Source organism: Microbispora sp. NPDC046973 (assembly GCF_040644495.1).
Classification (GTDB): domain Bacteria; phylum Actinomycetota; class Actinomycetes; order Streptosporangiales; family Streptosporangiaceae; genus Microbispora.
Genome location: NZ_JBEYWQ010000008.1, coordinates 188,472 through 208,535, shown reverse-complemented (window position 1 = coordinate 208,535; position 20,064 = coordinate 188,472). Strand labels below are relative to the sequence as shown.

Below are 20,064 nucleotides of genomic sequence, written 5' to 3'. Positions count from 1 at the left end.
CGGCCGTCAGATCGGGTCGCCGCCCTGAGCCTGACGCCGGCGCTCGTTGTAGGCCCGCATCCGGGCGGGATAACCGGTGAGCTGCACGTCGTACACCGGAAGGGCGAGATCCCTGGCGACCTTGGCGATCACCTGGGGAGCACCGACGCGGCGGCGGGTCCACTCCCCGTCGTGGGCCACGGCCACCGCGGTGGTGTCGGTCGCGAAGGTCTCGGGTTCGACGTAGAACTCGACTCCACGCCGGGTCTTGGCGAACTCGATGAGGGCCTCGATGTCGGCGTCGGTCGCCTCGCGGTCGAATTTGGCCACGCGGGCGCCCCGGCGCCGCCGGAGCCCGTAGCGATCTCGCCATCTCATAGTGCTTGTATACATCGCCGTGGATCACGATGGCGTTAAGGGAAAGGTCTCGGGGCGATGTCGGGGTTGTCCCTGATGCCGTGGGACGCATACGCGGCACAAGATGGAGGCAGACTCGAAGAGAGCCGAGCAGTCGATCGACGGAAGGCGATGCTGTGATGCCCGCGGCAGCGACACCACCGTGGCCGGGCCGTGCCCCGATGCCACACCCTCAGTTGCGCGTTACCAACCAGGACCGCGAGCAGGTGGTCGACCACGTCAAAGCGGCCTACGCCGAGGGCAGGCTCGACAAGCACGAGATGGACGAGCGGCTGCACCTGGCGATGACCGCGCGGACGCACGCCGATCTCGTGCCCATCATGAACGACCTGTACGGCACCCGCCCGGCGTACGTCCCCCGGCCGCCCTCCTACCAGGCCACGGTCGTGGACGGGGGAGACCGGGTCGGGGCGGCGGCCTCGCACCTGTTCGCGCTGCTGGGGTTGTTCATCATCGGCCCGCTGCTGATGATGGTGACGGCGGGGCGGACGTCCCCCTACATAAGGAAGCACGCGGTGGAGTCGCTCAACTTCCACCTCACCGTGCTGGGAGCGACGGTGCTGCTGCCGTTCACCGTCGTCGGCGTCGTCCTGCTGCCGGTCATCTGGGTCGTCGGACTGGTCCTGTGCGTCGTCGGCGGGGTGTCGGCGCTCGCCGCCACCGAGTTCCGCTACCCGCTGACCATCCGCCTGGTCAAGTAACCGTGAAGCGGCTTCCGGTCAGGGCATGAGCCCGCGGACCGCGGCCACGGTGTCGGCCTCCTCCGGCCGCTTGTCGGGCCGGTAGCGCAGCACCCGGGCGAACCGCAGCGCCATGCCGCCGGGATAACGGCTCGACCGCTGCACGCCGTCGAAGGCGATCTCCACGACCAGTGCGGGCTTGAGCGTGACGACGTAGCCGTCCGTCGGCCCCTCCGCCAGCCGCAGGAACTGCTCGGTCTGCCAGGTCAGCAGTTCGTCGGTGAGGCCCTTGAACGTCTTGCCGAGCATCACGAAACCGCCGGTGTCGGGGTCGTAGGCGCCGAGGTGCAGGTTGGACAGCCAGCCGTGGCGCCGTCCGCTGCCCCACTCGGCGGCCAGCACGACCAGGTCGAGCGTGTGCCGCGGCTTCACCTTGATCCAGCCTGCCCCCCGCCGGCCGGCGGCGTACGGCGTGCGCAGCGACTTCACCACGACGCCCTCGTGGCCCCGGCGCACGGCGTCGCCGAAGAACGCCTCGGCCTCCTCGGCGTCGGCCGTGACGAGCCGAGGGGTGATCAGCTCGGCCGGGACCGCGGCCTCCAGCGCGGCGTGCCGCTCCTCGTCCGGCAGGTCGAGCAGGTCGGCGCCGCCCACGCGCAGGGCGTCGAAGAAGAAGACGGTCAGGGGCACGGTCGCGCGCAGCGACGCGACGTCGGTCCTGCTGGCCACCCGGCCCGAGGTGACCTGGAACGGCTCGGGGCGGCCGTCCGGGCGCAGCGCGATGACCTCGCCGTCGAGCACGAGGTCGGTCCCTGGCAGGCCGAGCACGGCCTCGACCAGCTCGGGGACCTGCGCGGTGATGTCGTCGAGCGTGCGGGTGAAGACGGCGACCCGGTCGCCCGACCGGTGGGCCTGGACCCGGACGCCGTCGAGCTTCCACTCGACGGCGGCGGGGGCGCCGGCCTTCTCCAGAGCGGTGGTCACGCTGGGGGCGCTCTGCGCGAGCATCGGCGCCACCGCCCGCCCGACCTCCAGGTGGAACGCCTTCAGCTCCGCGACGCCGCCGCGCAGCGCGGCCGCGCCGACGGCGGGCAGCGAGCCACGCAGGGTCAGGGCCCGGCGCACCTCGGCCGCGGGCACGTTCGCGGCCATGGCGACGGCCTCGATCATCACCCCGTTGAGCGCTCCCTGGCGCAGCTCGCCCGTCAGCAGCCGGTGCAGGAACGACTGCTCCTGCCGGGTGAGGGCGCCGAACAGCTCGCCGAGCAGCTCACGGCGCGCGGCCTGCGAACCGGCGCCGGACTGGGACTTGATCCGTTCGAGCAGCGCGTCGGCCTGCGTCAGGGTCGCCGTGGCGATCTGACGCGGCTCGGGGAGGTCGGACAGGCTCCGCCAGCCCACCCCGATCTGGCGCTGCGGCAGCTCACCCGACAGATAGGCGATGGCGATCTCCGCCTCGTCCGGTCCCACCCTGCCGAGCAGCTCGGCGAGGTGCCTGATCTTGGCGAGCCGCGCCGAGTCCGCGGCGACCGCCGCGGACGTCCTGGCAAGGTCGATCAGCAACACACCGTAATCCTGCCTCACCACAGCGGCAGGTGCCCAGGCCGGGGGCCAAGCGGCGCTGCCACCGGATTCGAAAGATCTCCGGCGGCCGACGACGGCCGCTCGTGGGGACCTGGTCCAGCCGAGGTGTTGGGGAGACAGCGACGGCGTTCCTGAGAAAAAGGGTGCCGGAGATTGACAGTAGATCGATCGGTCTATCTAATAGAGCTGCACGAGAGATAGACCAAACGTTCTACCTCCTCTTGAATGGAGCAGCGAACATGGGAACCCTGGACGGCAAGATCGCGATCATCACCGGCGCCACGAGCGGCATCGGGGCGCGTACGGCCGGACTCTTCGCGGCCGAGGGCGCGAACGTGGTGATCGCCGGGCGGCGCAAGGACGAGGGCGAAGCGCTCGCCGAACGGCTGGGCGGCGGCTTCGTCCGCACCGACGTCGCCGTGGAAGCCGATGTCGAGGCCCTCGTCGCGCACGCCGTCGAGCGCTACGGCCGGCTGGACGTGCTGGTCAACAGCGCCGGCGACCCCGGGCCCGGCGGCAGCATCGCCGACGTCGACCTGACGGCGTTCGAGCAGACCTTCGCCGTGCACCTCGGCGGCGTGCTGTCCGGGATGAAGCACGCGGCCCGGGTCATGCTGCGGCAGGGATCCGGCAGCATCGTCAACATCGCCAGCACCACCGGACGCCTCGCCGGCTGGTCCGGGCTGGGCTACTCGGCGGCCAAGGCCGCGGTCATCCACCTCACTCGCGGCGCGGCGGTCGAACTCGGTGAGAAGGGCATCCGGGTCAACAGCATCTCTCCCGGGCCGATCCTCACCGGCATCTTCGCCAAGGGCGCCGGAATGGACCCGGCCGAAGCCGACCGCACCGCCGTACGCCTGGGCGAGGCCTTCGCCGCCGCACTCGAGAACTACCAGCCCATTCACCGGCCCGGCACCCCCGATGACGTGGCCCAGGCCGCGCTGTGGCTGGCGAGCGACGCTTCGGCCTTCGTCAACGGCCACGACCTGGTCGTGGACGGCGGTATCTCCGCCGGCCGCCCGGCCTCGGTCGCCCTCGCCGAGCGTGCGGGTCTGGCCAAAGCCTTCGCCCAGCTGCGGAACTGAAGCAGCCCCCAACAGCCGCAAAGTCCCGGCACCGTGACCGACAAGGTTCGCCTGGACGGAGCGGTGTCCGGTGTGGTGCATCGCAAGGCGGAGGAGGTCGTAGGGGACTCTACGGCCGACGACGACAACGCCGCGAGGTGCCGTTCTGGAGACGCGACGGGGCACAGATCGGCGGGAGGGGCACTAGCTGTAGTGGCGCGTGTCCGGCCACAGCTCCCGCCAGGGGCGGACGGGGTCGCGGCAGACCGTGATCGGCACACCCTGCTCCTCGCCCGGCATCCCGCTGAGCCTCCCCGCCGGCGTGCAGCGGGCGAAGACGGTGGCGAGGTGGGCGGGCGGATAGCCCACGGACACGACCACGCGCGTCCCCTCCGGCGGCGGACCCCACCACCACAGCTCGTTGTGGCCGCTGTAGACCGCGGGCAGCCCGAACTCGCCCGCCCAGCGACGCAGCGCGCCGGCCTCGCCGTAGTTCGCCGCGAGCAGCACCGCCCCGGCGCGCTCGCCTGTGGGCAGGCCGTTCACCACCCGGGCCGTCTGCGCCGCCACATCGCGCATGCCGACCGACTCACGGGCCACCTCGTTGATGGCGGCGACCGGTGTTCCCCCGAGCGACGCCGCAGGGACGACCGGCAGCGCCACGACCACCGCGACCACGGCGTCGACCGCCAGCGCCGCGACCAACGCGCCTCTCCACCGCCACCCGGCCGCCGTGACGCAGCCTGCCGCGAACAGGTAGAGCAGGAAGCCGCCGGTGTAGTCGGGGCGGCCCCCCGAATAGAGGACCAGCGCGCAGGCAACGGGGTAGGCGATGGCGAGGGAGCGGACCCGCCGGTCGCGCCACAGCCGCAGCCAGCCGGCCACGCAGACCACCGCCTGCGCGGGCCCGAGCAGCACGATCTGAAGGGGGAGGAAGGCGGCGCGGTTGTCCGCCCCCTCGTCGATCTTCAAGGCCTCGGCCATCTGGAACTGCGGCCAGTCGTGTGTCGCCTGGTAGAGCAGGTCGGGTGAGGCGATGGCCAGGGCCAGGAGGGCGCCGGCCCACAGTCGCCTGTCGCGCAGCACCTCGCGCGGCCCGGCCACGAGGACGCCCAGGCCGACGCAGCCCAGCAACACCACGATCAGATCGCGGTTGTACGCCGAGATCCCGCACAGCGCTCCCACCCAGAGCCAGTAGCGCCCGTCCCCCCTGAGCAGCACCCGGAGCAGGCACAGCGTGACCGCACTCCACAGCACGAGGTCGGGGGTGAGGGTGAGCAGCGCGTGACCGGCCACGAGAGGCAGCACGGAGGTCGCCGTCCCCGCCGCGGCGAGGATCTGGGCGGTATGGCCGCCACCCAGCTCCCGGGCGGCCAGCGCGACGAGCACGACCAGAGCCCCGGTGCACAGAGCGGGGACGATCCGCAGTGCGACGACCGTGTCCCCGAAGATCGTCGTGGACAGCCGGGCGATCATCGGCGTCAGCGGCGGAGTGTCGAAGTATCCGAGCCGCGGCCGCTCGCCCAGCATCCGGAAGTACAGCTCGTCGCGGTGGTAGTCGTACCACGGGCTCACCGCGAGCAGCACGGCCACGGTCGCGGCGGCGATCGCGACCACGGCCCGGGGCGGCCCGGTGAGCGGCGTCGCCGCCCGGACCGCCGCACCGTCGGCGGCTGTGACGTCGGCTCCGGTCACGCCGGCCTCCCGGAAGCCGGCGTCCGCGGGGGGCCGTCCTGGGGGCGGCCGTGATCGGAGGGACTCCGATCGAGGGGGGTCATGAGGCGGCGGTTCGGGAGGGCATCGTCCACGCGGCCATCATCCTCGAACCGCTCCCGCCCTCCTACCCCCGATTTCCGAGCGCCGCCGTCGCCGCACCGACGTCCCGGTCAGCCGACGCCGAGCAGGTCGACGACGAAGATGAGCGTCTCACCGGGCTTGATGAGGGCGCCCGCGCCGCGGTTGCCGTATCCGAGGTGCGGAGGGATCGTCAGACGGCGCCGTCCGCCGACCTTCATGCCGGCCACGCCGCGGTCCCAGCCGGCGATGACCCGGCCGCCGCCGAGCGGGAACTGGAACGGCTGGCCGCGGTTCCAGGAGGCGTCGAACTCCTCACCGGTGGAGAACGCCACTCCGACGTAGTGCACGGTCACGTTCTGCCCGGGCTTGGCCTCCGGCCCGTCCCCCTCGACGAGATCGACGATCTCCAGGTCAGCGGGCGGCGCGCCCTCGGGAAAGTCGATCTCCGGCTTCTCCAGTGCCACGTGGGCCTCCTGTTCTGTCTGTGCCCCAAGCGCTTCGAGCGCCGGAAGTTCCGGCAGGCTGACGACTCTACCGGGGACGGCCGACACGAGAACGCCTTCCCCACGCGGGGTGGGGAAGGCGTCGGAACTCCGGAGAGCGGCGAGGGTTACAGGCGACGGCCCCTCGACAGGCCCGCCCGGTCGTCGTCGCGCGCCTCCTCGGCACGGGCCTCGTCCGCACGCGCCTCGTCCGCACGGGCCTCCACCCGGTCCTCGGTCACCGGGTAGCCACCGGTCTGCGGAGCGGTGTCACCCGCGGAGACCGGTGACGTCGTGACGGGCCCGGCCGACGGCGGACGCTGGACGACGACGGTGTCGGCCGGCTGCACGCCGCCCTGCAGCAGCGCCTGGGCCTGGTCGAGCACGGAAGAGGCCACCAGCACGTCGTAGCGCCCGGCGACGATCGAGCTCCTGGAGGAGAAGTCGCGCGTCCCGCCGGTGAAGGCGTGGCTGGTGAAGCCGAAGGCGGCGCCGGCGATGGCGCCCCAGAGGATCGACCACAGCACGAGCCCGAAGAACGAGGTCGTGGCCGAGGTGAACAGCCCGAGGAACAGGCCGACGATGAGTCCGAACACCGCTCCGGTGATCAGGCCGGACAGCGCCGCCCTGCCGTTGGTGAGCCGCCCGGTGACGGTCTCCTCCAGGCGCAGGTCGCTGCCCACGATCGCGGTGTTCTCCACTGGGAATCCGGCGTCGGACAGGGTGTCGACGGCGCGCTGCGCCGCGGCGTAGTTGTCGTAACTGACCAGCAGTCGTCTGTCGACCGCCGGACTGACCGGCCCTCCGGCCGGGGAGTACTGCATGATCGCCTCCGCGGGGTAGTGCGGTCGGTACACGAACGCACTACCCCCGGAGAGCCCGATATTCCTCCGTGGAATAGGAGGAGTCACCAGCTTTGGTGCAGCGGCATGCCCTCGCTGTAGCCGGAGGCGCTCTGCACGCCGACCACCGCCCGCTCGTGGAACTCCTCCAGGGTGGCGGCGCCGGCGTATGTGCAGGAGGAGCGCAGACCGGCCACGATGGCGTCGATCTGGTCCTCCACGCTGGGCCGCGCCGGGTCGAGGTACATCCGGGAGGTCGAGATGCCCTCCTCGAACAGCGCCTTGCGGGCCCGCTCGAACGCCGAGTCCTCCGCGGTGCGCAGCCGTACGGCACGGGCCGAGGCCATGCCGAAGTTCTCCTTGTACTTGCGCCCGTCGGGGGCGGTGCGGGTGTCGCCGGGCGACTCGTACGTGCCGGCGAACCACGAGCCGATCATGACGTTGGAGGCGCCCGCGGCGAGCGCCAGCGCGACGTCGCGGGGGTGGCGCACGCCGCCGTCGGCCCATACGTGCCGGCCCAGACGGCGGGCCTCGGCCGCGCACTCCAGCACGGCGGAGAACTGCGGCCGCCCCACGCCGGTCATCATCCGGGTCGTGCACATGGCGCCCGGGCCCACGCCGACCTTCACTATGTCGGCGCCGGCCTCGACGAGGTCGCGTACGCCCTCCGCGGTGACGACGTTGCCCGCCGCGATCGGCACGGAGGGCTCCAGCGCCCGCACGGCCCGCAGCGCCGAGATCATCTTCTCCTGGTGGCCGTGCGCCGTGTCGACCACGAGCACGTCGACGCCGGCGTCGAGCAGCTCCTTGGACTTGGCGGCCACGTCGCCGTTCACCCCGACCGCCGCCGCGATGCGCAGCCGGCCGCGCGTGTCCACGGCCGGCTGGTAGAGCGTGGAGCGCAGGGCCCCGGTGCGGGTGAGGATGCCGACCAGGCGGCCGTCCTCGTCCACCACGGGCGCCAGCCGGTGGCGGCCCTCGTGCAGCGCGTCGAACGCGGTCTGCGGATCGACGCCGTGCGGCAGCGTCTGCGGCGACGCCGTCATGACCTGGGAGAGCTGGGTGAACATGTCGACGCCGTGGCAGTCGGCCTCGGTCACCACGCCGACCGGGCGGTTGTCCCAGTCGACGACGATGACCGCGCCGTGCGCCCGCTTGGGCAGCAGGGTGAGCGCCTCACCCACGGTGTCGTGGGGGGTGAGGGTGAGGGCCGTGTCGTGGACGAGGTCGCGGCTCTTCACCCATTCGATGACGTCGGCAACCACGTCGATCGGGATGTCCTGGGGGATGACGGCGATGCCGCCGCGCCGGGCGACGGTCTCGGCCATGCGGCGGCCCGCGACGGCCGTCATGTTGGCGACGACGACGGGGATCGTGGTGCCGGTTCCGTCGCCGGTGGACAGGTCCACGGCCAGGCGCGACCCGACCGAGGAACGGGACGGCACCATGAACACATCGCTGTACGTGAGATCGTAGGGCGGCGTCACATCATTGAGGAATCGCACGTTTGTCCAGCCTACGTTGTGAGCGGGTCATATCCGGCATTCCCGGCCGACGCCGGAGCAGACCCGGACACGGGATACATTGACCTCGCCTGAAAGGAGAGCATGTGATCATCGTTGACCGTCCGGAGACGCTCGTCGTCGGCTATGCCGTACGGACGACCAACGCGGCGGAGGCGGACCCGGCCCGCGCCCAGTTGCCGGGCCTGTGGGCCCGAGCCGGAGCGCCCGGAGCCTTCGCGCACGTGCCCGGCCGGATCGACGAGAACCTGTACGCCGTGCTGACCGACTACGAGAGCGACCACAACGGCGCCTACACCCAGATCGTCGGCGTGGCCGTGCGCACGGCGGCGCGACTGCCCGAGGGCATGGTCGCCGTGCGGGTGCCCGGCGTGCCCGCGCTGCTGTTCGAGGCGCGGGGGCCGATGCCCGGGGCGCTCGTCGAGGCCTGGCAGCAGGTGTGGAAGCACACCGAGTCGGGCGGCGTCCCCGCGCGCGCCTTCACCACGGACCTGGAAATCCACCACCCCGGCGGCGCCGACGTCTACGTGGCCACGCTGCCGTCGTTCGGCGACTCCTACACCGAGCCCGTGCCCTCGCCCGTGTCCTGAGGGCCGTCCGGCTCGTCCGGCTCGTCCGGCGGCGGGTCGGGCAGCCGCCACCCGGCGACCAGCAGCGGCAGCACCAGATGCGTCAGCCACACCGCGATGAGGCCGAGGGCGACGGCGGCGCCCGGCACCCCGGCCGCGGGGCCGTCTCCCCACATCGCGGCGAGGACCAGGGCCGCGACGACCGTGAGGATCAGCCGCATCAGCGTGTTGGCCCCCGTGTAGGCGCGCAGCCGTTCCACGACCTGCCGCTCGTCCAGGTGGCGTTCCGGCAGTGAGGCCAGTCCGCGTGTGGCGGCGTTCAGGGTCGTCACGGCGGGCAGGTAGCACACGAGTGCGACGGCCAGCAGCACGAAGTTGACCGTCACGGCCGTCTCGCTCGGCGCGATGTACCAGGACACGACCGCGTCGGCCCACATCACCAGCAGGCCGGTCGCGCCTGTGGCGACCAGCAGGCGGCGCCGGGCCCGGGTGCGGTAGAGCGGCACGAACAGCTCGTGTTCCATGCTCGCGGCCATGTGCGCATGCCATCTCTCACGCCAGTTCATGACGTGCTCCCCAGCTTGGGAAAGGGCTTGAGCGAGAACACGACCTCCACCGGCACCTCGAAGAACTCCGCGATCCGCAGGGCCAGATGGAGGCTGGGGCTGTATTCGCCCCGCTCCAGGTAGCCCACCGTCTGATAGTGCACGCCGAGTGCCGCCGCGAGGTCCCGCCGCGAGATCCCGCGGTCGGCCCTCAGCACCGCGATCCGGTTGAACACCGTCTCGTCGGCCACGCCTCACCTCCGTCGGGGCGTCGGGTCCGCTCATCGCCCGCGGATCCGGCGCAGCAGCCAGGGGGCTAGCACCATACCGCCGCCCGCCCACACACCCAGCACCACGGCCGCCTGGCCCAGCCGCCAGGCGTGCCCGACCTCGGTGGCGAGGATCGAGTCGGGCAGGAGCGCCGCGCGGAGCCCGAGCGCCTGCCAATAGAGCGGGAACACCTCGGCGATGCGGCGCACCAGGTCGGGCAGCGTCTCCAGCGGCAGCATGACCCCGGAGAGGACCATCAGGAGCATCGCCGGCAGGGCGAGCATGGCGCCGGCCTTCGGGCCGGGCAACAGGCTGCCGATGACCGCGCCCACCGGGACGACGGCCAGCGTGCCGAGCACCACGACCCAGGCGAGGGTGAACCATCGCGCGGGCGTCGCCGGCGCCGGGAGTCCGGCCAGTGGGATCGCGAACGCCAGGACCAGAGCGATGTTGACGAGGATCGTCAGCAGCACCATGGTGGCGCGGCCGACGAGGTAGACCCGGACGCCCTTGGGCAGCGTGCGCGCCCGCAGCAGCGTGCCCTCCTCCCGGTCCGCTGCGATCAGCATGGGCAGCGCCATCAGCCCGGTCGAGAAGATCGCGAACGCGATGAAGCCCGGGGTCATGAACGCCCCCTGGGTCACGGTCGTGCCCTCGACCGGTTTGTCGCCGATCCAGAGGGTGAGCAGCCCGTAGGTGACGACGCTCCCCGCGAGGGCGTTGAACAGCTCCTTGCGGTCGCTCCACTGGTTGAGCTGCTCGATCCAGCCCCGCCGCATCCCCAGCGTCGTCGCGTTCATCGGGTCCTCGCCTCCTCGATGAGGTCCAGGTAGCTCTCCTCCAGCGTCGGCCGCAGGATCTCCAGCCCGGGAACCGGGCCGCCGTACCGCTGGTGCAGTTCCCAGGCCACGCCGGAGGGGTCGGCGGTCTCCAGCTCGCCCTCCTCCCAGCGCACCCGCGACGGCGCCTGTACGGCTCTCGCCAGCTCGGCGGGGCTGCCGCAGGTGAGCACCCGCCCGGCGACGAGGACGGCGATGCGGCCCGACAGCCGTTCGGCCTCGGCCAGGTCGTGGGTGGTGAGCAGCACGGTCAGACCCTCCTCGGCGGCCAGCCGCTCGACGAGCAGGTGGAACTCCCGCCGGCCCTCCGGGTCGAAGCCGGTGGTCGGCTCGTCCAGGAACAGCACCTCCGGCCGCCCGACGATGCCGAGCGCGACGTCGAGCCGCCGTCGCCGGCCCCCGGACAGCACACCGGCCCGGACGCCCGCGGACTCGGTGAGGCCGAGCACGGCCAGCAGGTCGTCGACGTCGCGCGGGTCGTCGTAGTGCGCGGCGACGTGCCGGAGCAGGTCGCGCACCCGCCAGCGCGGGTGGTCGCGCCACGACTGCATCACCACGCCGAGCCGCGCCCGCCAGGCGTCGCCGGCCCGTGCGGGGTTCTCGCCGAGCACCTCGACCTCGCCGGACCAGCCGGTCCTGAACCCCTCCAGGATCTCCACGAGCGTGGTCTTGCCGGCGCCGTTCGGGCCCAGCAGCGTGAACACCTCGCCGCGCCGCAGGTCGAGGTCCACGCCGTCCAGCACCGGGACCGGCCCGTACGCCATGCGCAGCCCGCGTACGCGGATGACGACATCATCCATGCGCCCTCCAATGAAGCAGCCTTGCTAAGGAATGTAGTAGGAGTACTACATCTGAGACAAGAGCCGCTGCATCGGAGGGCGCTCAAGTGATCGCTCAGGGCGTCCAGAGGGGCTCGGGGATCTCGAAGCCGACCGGCTCGCCCCACTGGTTGCGGTAGGCGACCTCATGGGCGGGCCTGCGCGGGGCCACGCCCCAGCGGCCGGTCGGATAGCCGAAGGTGACCATGCACGCCACCTGCCAGCCCTTGTCCTCGGGCACGCCGAGGATCCGCATCGTCTCCTCGCCGTGGAACAGCCCCAGCACGGACGTCAGCGCGCTGCCCACGCCGAAGGCGCGGGCGGCCAGCTGGGCGGTCCACACCGACGGGTAGATGGAGCCGCCGCTCGGGTCGTTGCGGGTGAAGGCGAACATCAGCAGGGGATAGGACTCGAAGTGGTCGGCGAGGTGCTGCGCCGACCGCAGCACGCTGAGCGTGCGGGTGTCGCCGGTCGCCTCGGCCTGCTCGCGCATCGGCTTGTAGTGCCCCTCGAACAGCCTGCCGAGCGCGTCCCGGTACAGCGGCCCCAGCTGGGACTTCACCCCGGGGTCGTCGACCAGCAGGAACCGCCAGCCCTGGGTGTTGCCGGCGCTGGGGGCGCGGACGGCGGCGTCCAGGATGCGCTCCTGGACCTCCATCGGGATCGGGTCGGGCTTGACCCGCCGCATGGCGCGGGTCGTGTAGAGGGCCTCGAAAAGGTCCATGTGCGGGGAACTCCTCAGTCGTCGCGGGGGAAGGGGGAGCCGGGGTCAGGCCGGCATGGTCGGAGAGCACACCCAGAAAGCACACCCAGGGCGGCACGGTCGAAGCGGCACGGTCAGGCCAGCACCCCGGCGGCGCGCAGGGCCTTCGCCTCGTCGTCGGGCAGGCCCCAGGCGCTCAGGTCGTGCAGCCGGGTGGCCGGGGACAGGTCGCCGCGCGGCACACCGGCCAGCCGGGGCGCCGGCGCGGCCTGCGGCAGCCCGTCCACCTCCACGAACGTGCCGCGCGCCTGGTTGTGCGGATGCCGGACGGCCTCGCGTGGGTCGAGCACGGGGGACACGCAGGCGTCGGAGCCCTCGAAGACCGCCTCCCACTCGGCCCGGGTGCGCGACCGGAACGCCTCGGCCAGCCGCTCCCTGATGGCCGGCCAGTTCGCCCGGTCGTCCCGGTCGGGCATGTCGTCGATGCCCATCCGGGCGAGCAGCTCCGCCCAGAACTGCGGCTCGAGCGCGCCCACGGCGAGGTGGCCGCCGTCGGCCGTCTCGTACGTGTCGTACATGGGGGCGCCGGTGTCGAGGAGGTTGGTGCCGCGCGGGCCCCAGTGGCCGGAGTGCACCGCGCCGTAGAACATCGAGAACAGCAGCGCCGCGCCGTCCACCATCGCGGCGTCGACCACCCGGCCGCGCCCGGTGCGCTCGCGCTCCAGGAGGGCCAGCAGCACGCCGTACGCCAGCATGAGCCCGCCGCCGGCGAAGTCGCCGAGGATGTTGATCGGCGGGGTGGGCCTGCCGCCCTCGCGGCCCAGCATCGACAGCACCCCGGCGATCGCGATGTAGTCGATGTCGTGGCCGGCCGTGGAGGCGAGCGGGCCGTCCTGGCCCCAGCCGGTCATGCGGCCGTAGACCAGCCGCTCGTTCACCGCGTGGAGGTCGGCGGGTCCGATGCCGAGCCGTTCCGCGACCCCGGGCCGGAACACCTCGATCACCACGTCCGCCCGCTCGGCCAGCCGCTTGAAGGCGGCGACGCCCTCGGGCGACTTCAGGTCGAGGCCGATCGTGCGCTTGCCGCGGTCCATCACGTCGCGGCGCGGGGTGTCGTTCACGGCCTTCACCCGGTCGATCCGCAGCACCTCGGCGCCATGGTCGGAGAGCATCATCCCGGCGAACGGTCCGGGCGCGAGACCGGCCAGCTCCAGCACCCGGATCCCCGCGAGCGGTCCCCGCGACTCCTCCATCCGTACCCTCCTCAGAGCGGCATCACGTCACGCGCTAAGTAGAACATGTTTCTGTAGGCGTGCGAGACTGCGCCCGTGACGTGGAATGTTCTCGCGCTGCCACCGCTTCCCGAGCACGCGGTGCGCGGCCTGCTCGCCGACCTCGACGGCCGTGTCGAGGTGCTCGTCCCCGCCCGCCACGACCGCGCGGCGCTGCTCGACGCGCTGCCCGAGGCCGAGATCGTCGTCGGGGACTGGAGCGGGGCCCTGGCCCTCGACGCCGAGGCCGTACGGCTGGCGCCGCGCCTGGCGTTCGTGCAGCAGCCGTCGGTCGGCGTGGACGGGCACGACCTGGAGGCGCTGGCCCGCGCCGGGGTGCCCCTCGCCAACACCGCGGGGGTGAACGCCGCCGCGGTGGCCGAGTGGTGCCTCGCCGCCGCGCTGGCGCTGCTGCGCCACCTCGCGGACGGCGACAGGGACATGCGGGCGGGGGAGTGGCCGCAGTTCGCCTACCAGCGCCGCGAGCTCGCCGGCTGCCGCATGGGGGTGATCGGCTTCGGGCCGATCGGCGCGGCCTGCGCCCGCCTGTTCGGCGCGCTCGGCTGCCGGGTCTCCTACTGGTCGCGCACGCCCAGGACCGAGGCGTACGGCGCGGCCTACCTGGACCTCGAGGCGCTGGTGGCGGGCAGCGATGTGCTCGTCCTGGCCGTGCCGCTCGCCCCGGAGACCCGGGGGCTGATCGACGCGGAGCGGATCGCCCGCATGCCGAAGGGGTCGGTGCTGGTCAACGCGGCCAGGGGCGGGGTGGTCGACCAGGCGGCGCTGCTGGCCGCGCTGGAGTCGGGCCACCTCGCGGGCGCGGCGCTCGACGTGTACGACAGCGAGCCCCCGGCGCCGGACGACCCGCTGCGCTCCTGCCCGGGGGTCCTGCTGTCGCCGCACGCGGCCGGGGTCACGCCCGAGGCGACGACCCGGCTGATCCGGTGCGTTCTCGACAACCTCGCCGCGGCGCTGGAGGGCCGTCCCGTCGTCAACGTGGTCAACGGCGCCGACCCGCTCGTCCGCCGGCGTCCGCCCAGGTGATGACGGTTTCCCCAGTTACGGCAGGGGCGCCGGAGGCGATGAAAAAGGGCAGGATACGATCTACGCCGACGGGGTGCCGCGGGAATTCCAGATAGTTTTCGCGGGCGTAACGTGTCTACTCTGGTCTGCGTTCCCCTCCGGGGATAGCGTGCCAAGAGGCGATCTCTACGATCCATGGGGGTGGTGTCATGCCAGAGCGCACGGCCAGTATGACCGCCCATCAGAAGGCCGTCGAGCAGATCAGGGACTCCTACGCGGCCATTCCCGAGGACTCCGCTCCCCGGCTGGCCAAGGCCACGACGAACCTGTTCCGCTTCCGCACGCCGGCCAAGACGGCCACGCTGTCCGCCCGCGATCTGGACCAGGTCATCCATGTGGACCCGGTGACCATGACGGCCGAGGTCCAGGGCATGACGACGTACGAGAACCTGGTGGACGCCACGCTGCCGCACGGGCTCATGCCGTACGTCGTGCCGCAGCTCAAGACGATCACGCTGGGCGGCGCGGTCACGGGCCTCGGCATCGAGTCGACGAGCTTCAAGGACGGCCTGCCGCACGAGTCGGTCGAGGAACTGGAGATCCTCACCGGCGACGGGCGGATCCTGGTGGCGCGGGCCGACAACGAGTACGCGGACCTGTTCCACGCGTTCCCCAACTCCTACGGCACGCTCGGCTACGCGCTGCGGATCCGCATCAAGCTGGCCCGGGTGAAGCCGTACGTCAAGCTGACGCACATCCGCTTCAGCGACGCCGACAAGTGCATGCTCGCCATGCAGGAGATCTGCGAGAGTCGCGAGCACGACGGCGAGCAGGTGGACTTCGTCGACGGCACGTTCTTCGGTCCTGACGAGCTGTACATCACGGTCGGCTCGTTCTCCGACCGGGCGCCCTACACGTCCGACTACACCGGCATGCGGATCTACTACCAGTCGATCCGCAGCCGCGTTCGCGACTGGCTGACCGTGCGCGACTACCTGTGGCGCTGGGACACCGACTGGTTCTGGTGCTCGCGCGCCTTCGGCGTGCAGCAGCCGCTGGTCCGGTCGCTCCTCCCGCGCCGCTACATGCGGTCGGACGTCTATCGAAAGCTCGTCGGCCTCGATCAGAGGTACGGCGTGACCGCCCGGATCGACCGCTGGCGGAACAACCCGGTGCACGAGTCGGTCATCCAGGACGTCGAGGTGCCGATCGAGCGCGGGGCCGAGTTCCTGGAGGTCTTCCACGACAAGGTCGGGATGACCCCGGTGTGGATGTGCCCGCTCAAGGCGACCGACCAGTGGGCGCTCTACCCGCTGGAGCCCGGCCGCCTGTACGTGAACTTCGGTTTCTGGGGCATGGTTCCGCTGCCGCGCGGCCAGTACGACGGGTACTACAACCGGCTGATCGAGCGGGCGGTGCACTCGCTCGACGGCCACAAGTCGCTGTACTCCACCTCTTTCTACGAGCGTGAGGAGTTCTGGCGGCTTTACAACGGAGACGCCTACTGGCCGGTCAAACGCGCTTACGACCCGGGCGGCCGGCTGCTGGACCTCTATGACAAGTGCGTCAGGGGCCGGTAGGCGTCGATACGTCGGGAGAGGTGCAATGACTCTTGCGAAGATCTTCGAGAAGATCGTCGGTCCTGACGCGGGCGTCGAGTTCGTCGCCTACGACGGCAGCAAGGCCGGATCCTCGGGGTCGGACCTCCGCATCGAGGTGAAGTCGCCGGTGGCGGTGGCCTACCTCGCGCAGGCGCCGGGAGAGCTCGGCCTCGCCCGCGCGTACATCTCCGGCCACATCGACGTGCACGGGGACATGTACACCCTGCTCGACCGGATGTGGTCGCTGACGCTGAACGACCTGCCGCTCAGCGAGAAGGTCGCCGCGATCCGCTCGCTCGGGATCAAGCCGCTGCTGATGCGTGTCCCGCCGCCGCCTCAGGAGGCGCGGCAGAGCACGCTGGCGAAACTGGGCAGCCGGCACGCCAAGCAGCGCGACGCCGAGGTGATCCACCATCACTACGACGTCTCCAACCGCTTCTACGAGTGGGTGCTCGGCCCCTCCATGGCGTACACCTGCGCGGTCTTCCCCCGGCCGGACGCGACGCTGGAGGAGGCGCAGTACACCAAGTTCGACCTGGTCGCCAAGAAGCTCGACCTCAAGCCCGGCATGCGGCTGCTCGACGTCGGCTGCGGCTGGGGCGGCATGGTCATGCACGCGGCCAAGGAGTACGGCGTGAAGGGCCTCGGCGTCACGCTGTCGCGCCAGCAGGCCGAGTGGGCGCAGAAGGCCATCGCGGAGGCCGGGCTGTCGGAGCTCGCCGAGGTCCGCTACATGGACTACCGCGACGTCGCCGAGACCGGTTTCGACCGGGTCAGCTCGATCGGCCTCACCGAGCACATCGGCAAGGACAACCTGCCGTCGTACTTCTCCTTCCTGTACGGCAAGCTCAAGCCGGGCGGGCGCCTGCTCAACCACTGCATCACCCGCCCGACCAGCACCGAGAAGACCCTCAACAAGGGCGGCTTCATCAACCGCTACGTCTTCCCGGACGGTGAGCTGGAGTCGGTGGGCTACCTGATCCGCCAGATGGAGGACACCGGTTTCGAGGTCCGCCACGAGGAGAACCTGCGCGAGCACTACGCGCTGACGCTGCGCGAGTGGTGCAAGAACCTCGACGACCACTGGGACGAGGCGGTCGAGGAGGTCGGCCAGGGCACCGCCCGGGTCTGGCGGCTCTACATGGCCGGCTGCGTCGTCGGATTCGAGCGCAACAAGGTGCAGCTGCACCAGGTGCTCGGGGTCCGGCTCGACGAGGGACAGTCGCACGTTCCGCTGCGCCCGTCCCTCGACTGGCCGTAGACGTTCCTACCGCAGCTCGCGCTTGAGGATCTTGCCGGTGGCGGTCATCGGCAGGGACTCGCGGAACTCCACGATCCGCGGGTACTTGTAGGCCGCCATCGTCTCCCGGCACCACGCCACCAGTTCCTCCTCGGTGATCGTGGCGCCGGGCTTGCGGATGACGTACGCCTTGACCTCCTCGCCGTGGGAGTCGTGGGGCACCCCGACGACCGCGGCGAGCGAGACCGCCGGGTGGGTCATGAGGACCTCCTCGATCTCCCGGGGATAGACGTTGAAGCCGCCCCGGATGATCATGTCCTTGGCCCGGTCGACGATGAAGTAGTAGCCGTCCTCGTCGCGCCGGGCCACGTCGCCGGTGCGGAACCAGCCGTCCTTCATGACCTGCGCCGTCGCCTCGGGCCGGTTGTAGTAGCCCTTCATGATGTTGTGGCCGCGGACGGCGATCTCGCCGATGTCGCCGGCCGTGTTCCAGTCGGCGTCGACCAGTTTCATCTCCACGCCCCAGATCGGCGTGCCGATCGAGCCGGCCTTCGCGGGCCTGCCCGGCTGGTTGAACGAGGCCACGGGCGAGGTCTCCGACAGCCCGTAGCCCTCCAGGATGTCCACGCCGAACGTCGCGCTGAAGTCCTTGAGCACCTCGACCGGCAGCGCCGAACCGCCGGAGACCGCCGTGACCAGTGACGACGGCACCTCGGCCGCTCCGGCGTGGACGGCGGTGAGCATGGCCCAGTACATGGTCGGCACTCCCGCGAACAGCGTGACCTGCTCGCGCTTCATCAGCGTGAGGGCCTCGGCCGGCTCGAACCGCGGCAGCAGCACGAGCGCGGCGTTGCGCCGGAACCCGGCGTTCATCAGCACCGTCTGGCCGAAGGAGTGGAACAGCGGCAGCGCGACGAGATAGGTGTTCTCCGCCTGCCGGGGGAACATCTCGTCGCTGACGATGGCGTTCATGACCATGTTCTGGTGCGTGAGCTCGGCGCCCTTCGGCTGGCCGGTGGTGCCGCTGGTGTAGAGGATCACGGCCGTGTCGTCGGCGGAGGTCTGCACGGTCTCGAACTCGCCGCACACTCCTTCGAGGGCCGCCCACAGCGTCTCGCCGAGCTCGGACTCGGTGGCGAACGGCGTGGCCGGCAGCACGAAGAAGTGCTCGGCGCGCTCGGCGTCGGCGAAGCCGGTGCGGCCCCGCTCGCCCAGCGGCAGCTCCGGCGTGCCCTCGAAGCAGAAGAAGGCCTTGGCGTCGGAGTCGTCCAGGTGATAGGCGATCTCCCTGGCCTGCAGCAGCACGTTCAGCGGGACGACGGTCGCGCCCGCCTTGAGGATCCCGTAGTAGACGAACGGGAAGTACGGCAGGTTGGGGCAGGCCAGCGCCACCTTGTCGCCCCTGCCGATGCCGCGCGAGACCAGCAGGTTGGCGACCTGGTTGGCGACGGTGTTCACGAGCGAGTACGGCAGGCGCATGTCGCCGAAGACGACCGCGGTGGCGTCGGGCTTCTCCCGTGCGCTGTCTTCCAGCACGACGGCCAGGTTGAGCATCTGCCGCTCCCTCTTCTATCGGACCATCGGTCCATACCAACCGGTAGGTACCTCAGCGTAACGGCTCGGGGAGTGGATTTTGAGGGTGCGGTTACAAGGGCGGTCTCGACCCTTGACGATGCTGTGCCCCCGCACAAGAGTGGGCGGCGTGACTCCTCCGCTCCCTGGAGGGAGCGGCTTCTCGCTAGGCCGCTTCCGCAGCGTCGCGAAGGGCAAGCCCTGCCCTGAGGATGTTCTTGGCCGCGTTCACGTCGGTGTGCGCGGTGTGCCCGCACGCCGTACAGGCGAACTCGGCTTGGGTGAGGCGGTTGTCCTTCGCGCAGTGTCCGCAGCGCGAGCAGGTGCGGGAGGTGTTGGCGGGGTTAGCTGCGATCAGCTTGCGACCGGCGCTTTCAGCCTTGTGCGCGAGCACACGCAGGAACACCCCCCAACCCGCGTCCAGGATGCTCCGGTTCAGCCCCGACTTGGCCGCGAGGTTCCGCCCGGGTTGTTCGATCGTGCCGGACGCGGACCGGGTCATGTTCGTGATCCGCAGGTCCTCGTGCACGATCACGTCATAGTCGCGGACCAGTGCGAGGGCGGCCTTGTGCGCGCCGTCCAAGCGCTGCCGCCGCACCCTGGTGTGCAGCGCCGCCACCCTCGCCACTGCCTTACGCCGCCGCTTGGACCCGCGCTTCTTGCGGGCGAGAGCCCGCTGGGCCGACGCGAGACGGCCGGCGGACGCGGCCAGGTGGCGCGGGTTGTCCAGGGGGTTACCGTCACTGGTGGTGACCAGCGACGCCACGCCCATGTCCAGGCCCACGGCCGCACCCGTCCGCGTAAGCGGCTCGGCGGGCACATCGTCGCAGGACAGGATCACATACCAGCGGGTTCCTTCCCGCGTGATACTGATCGTTTTCACCCGGCCCTTGACGGGGCGGTGCTGGTGCACCCGGACGTGCCCGATGCCCTGAAGGCGGACGAACGTCACCGAGGGGTGTTCGGGCTGGGAGTCCCACCGGCACCCGTCGCCATCCTTGGGCCAGGTCACCGTGTCGAACCAGCCGCGCCCCTTGAACCTGGGGAACCCCGGAATGCGCCCCTCGCGGACCCGCGTGAAGAACGCCGCGAACGCCTTGTCCAACCGCCGCAGCGTGGCCTGCTGAGAGGAGAACGACCACCGGCCCTGACCCTCGGGGTCATCGGCACGGATGTCCTGCGGACGGGACGGCCGCCCGCGGTCCCCGCCCCACGTGGCACCCGAGGTCATAGGCCGCACCGGGA

The 20,064-nt window shown here is 71.3% G+C and carries 20 protein-coding genes; 6 read left to right on the top strand and 14 right to left on the bottom strand.

All coding sequences use genetic code 11. The features are described from left to right. Positions 1 to 6: 6 nt before the first annotated feature. On the bottom strand, positions 7 to 357 hold the full coding sequence (locus tag ABZ860_RS18040; protein ID WP_357221225.1) for a hypothetical protein: 351 nt from the start codon (positions 355 to 357) through the stop codon (positions 7 to 9). A gap of 215 nt (positions 358 to 572) precedes the next feature. Here ABZ860_RS18040 and ABZ860_RS18035 point away from each other — a divergent pair, with 215 nt between their 5' ends. Continuing rightward, on the top strand, positions 573 to 1,097 hold the full coding sequence (locus ABZ860_RS18035) for a DUF1707 and DUF4870 domain-containing protein (RefSeq protein WP_357221222.1): 525 nt from the start codon (positions 573 to 575) through the stop codon (positions 1,095 to 1,097). 18 nt (positions 1,098 to 1,115) lie between these two features. Here the strand turns inward: ABZ860_RS18035 and ABZ860_RS18030 are convergent, their stop codons facing one another. After that, positions 1,116 to 2,642 (bottom strand): ATP-dependent DNA ligase, encoded by a 1,527-nt coding sequence (locus ABZ860_RS18030; RefSeq protein WP_357221219.1) that lies wholly within the window; start codon positions 2,640 to 2,642, stop codon positions 1,116 to 1,118. Between the two features lie 257 nt (positions 2,643 to 2,899). Here ABZ860_RS18030 and ABZ860_RS18025 point away from each other — a divergent pair, with 257 nt between their 5' ends. Next, complete coding sequence (locus ABZ860_RS18025; protein WP_357221216.1) at positions 2,900 to 3,745, top strand: SDR family oxidoreductase; 846 nt, start codon at positions 2,900 to 2,902, stop codon at positions 3,743 to 3,745. A gap of 183 nt (positions 3,746 to 3,928) precedes the next feature. On the opposite strand, the gene ABZ860_RS18020 is transcribed toward ABZ860_RS18025, so the two are convergent. The 4 genes from ABZ860_RS18020 to ABZ860_RS18005 form a co-directional block, all read right to left on the bottom strand. Continuing rightward, a complete protein-coding gene (locus tag ABZ860_RS18020) occupies positions 3,929 to 5,419 on the bottom strand; it encodes a glycosyltransferase family 39 protein (protein WP_357221213.1) in 1,491 nt (496 codons plus the stop codon). A 191-nt stretch (positions 5,420 to 5,610) separates the two neighbouring features. Then, a complete protein-coding gene (locus ABZ860_RS18015) occupies positions 5,611 to 5,985 on the bottom strand; it encodes an FKBP-type peptidyl-prolyl cis-trans isomerase (protein ID WP_079316111.1) in 375 nt (124 codons plus the stop codon). 146 nt (positions 5,986 to 6,131) lie between these two features. Continuing rightward, positions 6,132 to 6,827, bottom strand: a complete 696-nt coding sequence (locus tag ABZ860_RS18010; protein ID WP_357221210.1) for a YrzE family protein — start codon at positions 6,825 to 6,827, stop codon at positions 6,132 to 6,134. Between the two features lie 83 nt (positions 6,828 to 6,910). Beyond that, positions 6,911 to 8,350 carry a GuaB1 family IMP dehydrogenase-related protein gene (locus ABZ860_RS18005; protein ID WP_357221207.1) on the bottom strand — a complete coding sequence of 480 codons (1,440 nt, stop codon included), beginning with the start codon at positions 8,348 to 8,350 and terminating at the stop codon, positions 6,911 to 6,913. A gap of 104 nt (positions 8,351 to 8,454) precedes the next feature. Here ABZ860_RS18005 and ABZ860_RS18000 point away from each other — a divergent pair, with 104 nt between their 5' ends. Continuing rightward, positions 8,455 to 8,958 carry an effector binding domain-containing protein gene (locus ABZ860_RS18000; RefSeq protein WP_357221205.1) on the top strand — a complete coding sequence of 168 codons (504 nt, stop codon included), beginning with the start codon at positions 8,455 to 8,457 and terminating at the stop codon, positions 8,956 to 8,958. Here ABZ860_RS18000 and ABZ860_RS17995 read toward each other — a convergent pair. The 6 genes from ABZ860_RS17995 to ABZ860_RS17970 form a co-directional block, all read right to left on the bottom strand. Beyond that, positions 8,925 to 9,503, bottom strand: a complete 579-nt coding sequence (locus ABZ860_RS17995; RefSeq protein WP_357221202.1) for a hypothetical protein — start codon at positions 9,501 to 9,503, stop codon at positions 8,925 to 8,927. The two genes, ABZ860_RS18000 and ABZ860_RS17995, sit on opposite strands and share 34 nt — an antisense overlap. After that, positions 9,500 to 9,733 (bottom strand): helix-turn-helix transcriptional regulator, encoded by a 234-nt coding sequence (locus tag ABZ860_RS17990; protein ID WP_357221199.1) that lies wholly within the window; start codon positions 9,731 to 9,733, stop codon positions 9,500 to 9,502. Before ABZ860_RS17990 ends, ABZ860_RS17995 begins: the two co-directional genes overlap by 4 nt. A gap of 30 nt (positions 9,734 to 9,763) precedes the next feature. Next, a complete protein-coding gene (locus ABZ860_RS17985; protein WP_357221196.1) occupies positions 9,764 to 10,552 on the bottom strand; it encodes an ABC transporter permease in 789 nt (262 codons plus the stop codon). After that, on the bottom strand, positions 10,549 to 11,391 hold the full coding sequence (locus ABZ860_RS17980) for an ABC transporter ATP-binding protein (protein ID WP_357221194.1): 843 nt from the start codon (positions 11,389 to 11,391) through the stop codon (positions 10,549 to 10,551). The genes ABZ860_RS17985 and ABZ860_RS17980 overlap by 4 nt, the downstream gene beginning before the upstream one ends. Before the next feature lie 94 nt (positions 11,392 to 11,485). Beyond that, positions 11,486 to 12,133 carry a nitroreductase family protein gene (locus ABZ860_RS17975; protein WP_357221192.1) on the bottom strand — a complete coding sequence of 216 codons (648 nt, stop codon included), beginning with the start codon at positions 12,131 to 12,133 and terminating at the stop codon, positions 11,486 to 11,488. A 113-nt stretch (positions 12,134 to 12,246) separates the two neighbouring features. Further along, positions 12,247 to 13,365 (bottom strand): CaiB/BaiF CoA-transferase family protein, encoded by a 1,119-nt coding sequence (locus ABZ860_RS17970; RefSeq protein ID WP_357221190.1) that lies wholly within the window; start codon positions 13,363 to 13,365, stop codon positions 12,247 to 12,249. 75 nt (positions 13,366 to 13,440) lie between these two features. Between ABZ860_RS17970 and ABZ860_RS17965 the strand changes: the two genes are divergently transcribed. From ABZ860_RS17965 to ABZ860_RS17955, 3 genes are all read left to right on the top strand, one after another. Continuing rightward, the gene (locus ABZ860_RS17965; RefSeq protein ID WP_357221188.1) at positions 13,441 to 14,427 is read left to right on the top strand and encodes a 2-hydroxyacid dehydrogenase; all 987 of its coding nucleotides are present in this window, start codon (positions 13,441 to 13,443) and stop codon (positions 14,425 to 14,427) included. Positions 14,428 to 14,615: 188 nt separating this feature from the next. Further along, a complete protein-coding gene (locus ABZ860_RS17960) occupies positions 14,616 to 15,986 on the top strand; it encodes an FAD-binding oxidoreductase (protein ID WP_357221186.1) in 1,371 nt (456 codons plus the stop codon). A 25-nt stretch (positions 15,987 to 16,011) separates the two neighbouring features. Then, positions 16,012 to 17,268 carry a class I SAM-dependent methyltransferase gene (locus ABZ860_RS17955; protein WP_357221184.1) on the top strand — a complete coding sequence of 419 codons (1,257 nt, stop codon included), beginning with the start codon at positions 16,012 to 16,014 and terminating at the stop codon, positions 17,266 to 17,268. A 6-nt stretch (positions 17,269 to 17,274) separates the two neighbouring features. On the opposite strand, the gene ABZ860_RS17950 is transcribed toward ABZ860_RS17955, so the two are convergent. Continuing rightward, positions 17,275 to 18,801, bottom strand: coding sequence for a long-chain fatty acid--CoA ligase (locus tag ABZ860_RS17950; protein ID WP_357221182.1), 1,527 nt, complete (start codon positions 18,799 to 18,801; stop codon positions 17,275 to 17,277). A gap of 184 nt (positions 18,802 to 18,985) precedes the next feature. After that, complete coding sequence (locus ABZ860_RS17945; protein ID WP_357221180.1) at positions 18,986 to 20,050, bottom strand: transposase; 1,065 nt, start codon at positions 20,048 to 20,050, stop codon at positions 18,986 to 18,988. Positions 20,051 to 20,064: the final 14 nt, after the last annotated feature.

Excerpts from the sequence above, each read along its gene's own strand:
- ABZ860_RS18010 (WP_357221210.1), bottom strand. The coding sequence starts at position 6,827 with ATGCAGTACTCCCCGGCCGGAGGGCCGGTCAGTCCGGCGGTCGACAGA.
- ABZ860_RS17945 (WP_357221180.1), bottom strand. The coding sequence starts at position 20,050 with ATGACCTCGGGTGCCACGTGGGGCGGGGACCGCGGGCGGCCGTCCCGT.
- ABZ860_RS17985 (WP_357221196.1), bottom strand. The coding sequence starts at position 10,552 with ATGAACGCGACGACGCTGGGGATGCGGCGGGGCTGGATCGAGCAGCTC.
- ABZ860_RS17970 (WP_357221190.1), bottom strand. The coding sequence starts at position 13,365 with ATGGAGGAGTCGCGGGGACCGCTCGCGGGGATCCGGGTGCTGGAGCTG.
- ABZ860_RS18025 (WP_357221216.1), top strand. The coding sequence starts at position 2,900 with ATGGGAACCCTGGACGGCAAGATCGCGATCATCACCGGCGCCACGAGC.
- ABZ860_RS17975 (WP_357221192.1), bottom strand. The coding sequence starts at position 12,133 with ATGGACCTTTTCGAGGCCCTCTACACGACCCGCGCCATGCGGCGGGTC.
- ABZ860_RS17995 (WP_357221202.1), bottom strand. The coding sequence starts at position 9,503 with ATGAACTGGCGTGAGAGATGGCATGCGCACATGGCCGCGAGCATGGAA.
- ABZ860_RS17955 (WP_357221184.1), top strand. The coding sequence starts at position 16,012 with ATGACTCTTGCGAAGATCTTCGAGAAGATCGTCGGTCCTGACGCGGGC.
- ABZ860_RS17960 (WP_357221186.1), top strand. The coding sequence starts at position 14,616 with ATGCCAGAGCGCACGGCCAGTATGACCGCCCATCAGAAGGCCGTCGAG.
- ABZ860_RS18040 (WP_357221225.1), bottom strand. The coding sequence starts at position 357 with ATGAGATGGCGAGATCGCTACGGGCTCCGGCGGCGCCGGGGCGCCCGC.
- ABZ860_RS17980 (WP_357221194.1), bottom strand. The coding sequence starts at position 11,391 with ATGGATGATGTCGTCATCCGCGTACGCGGGCTGCGCATGGCGTACGGG.
- ABZ860_RS17950 (WP_357221182.1), bottom strand. The coding sequence starts at position 18,801 with ATGCTCAACCTGGCCGTCGTGCTGGAAGACAGCGCACGGGAGAAGCCC.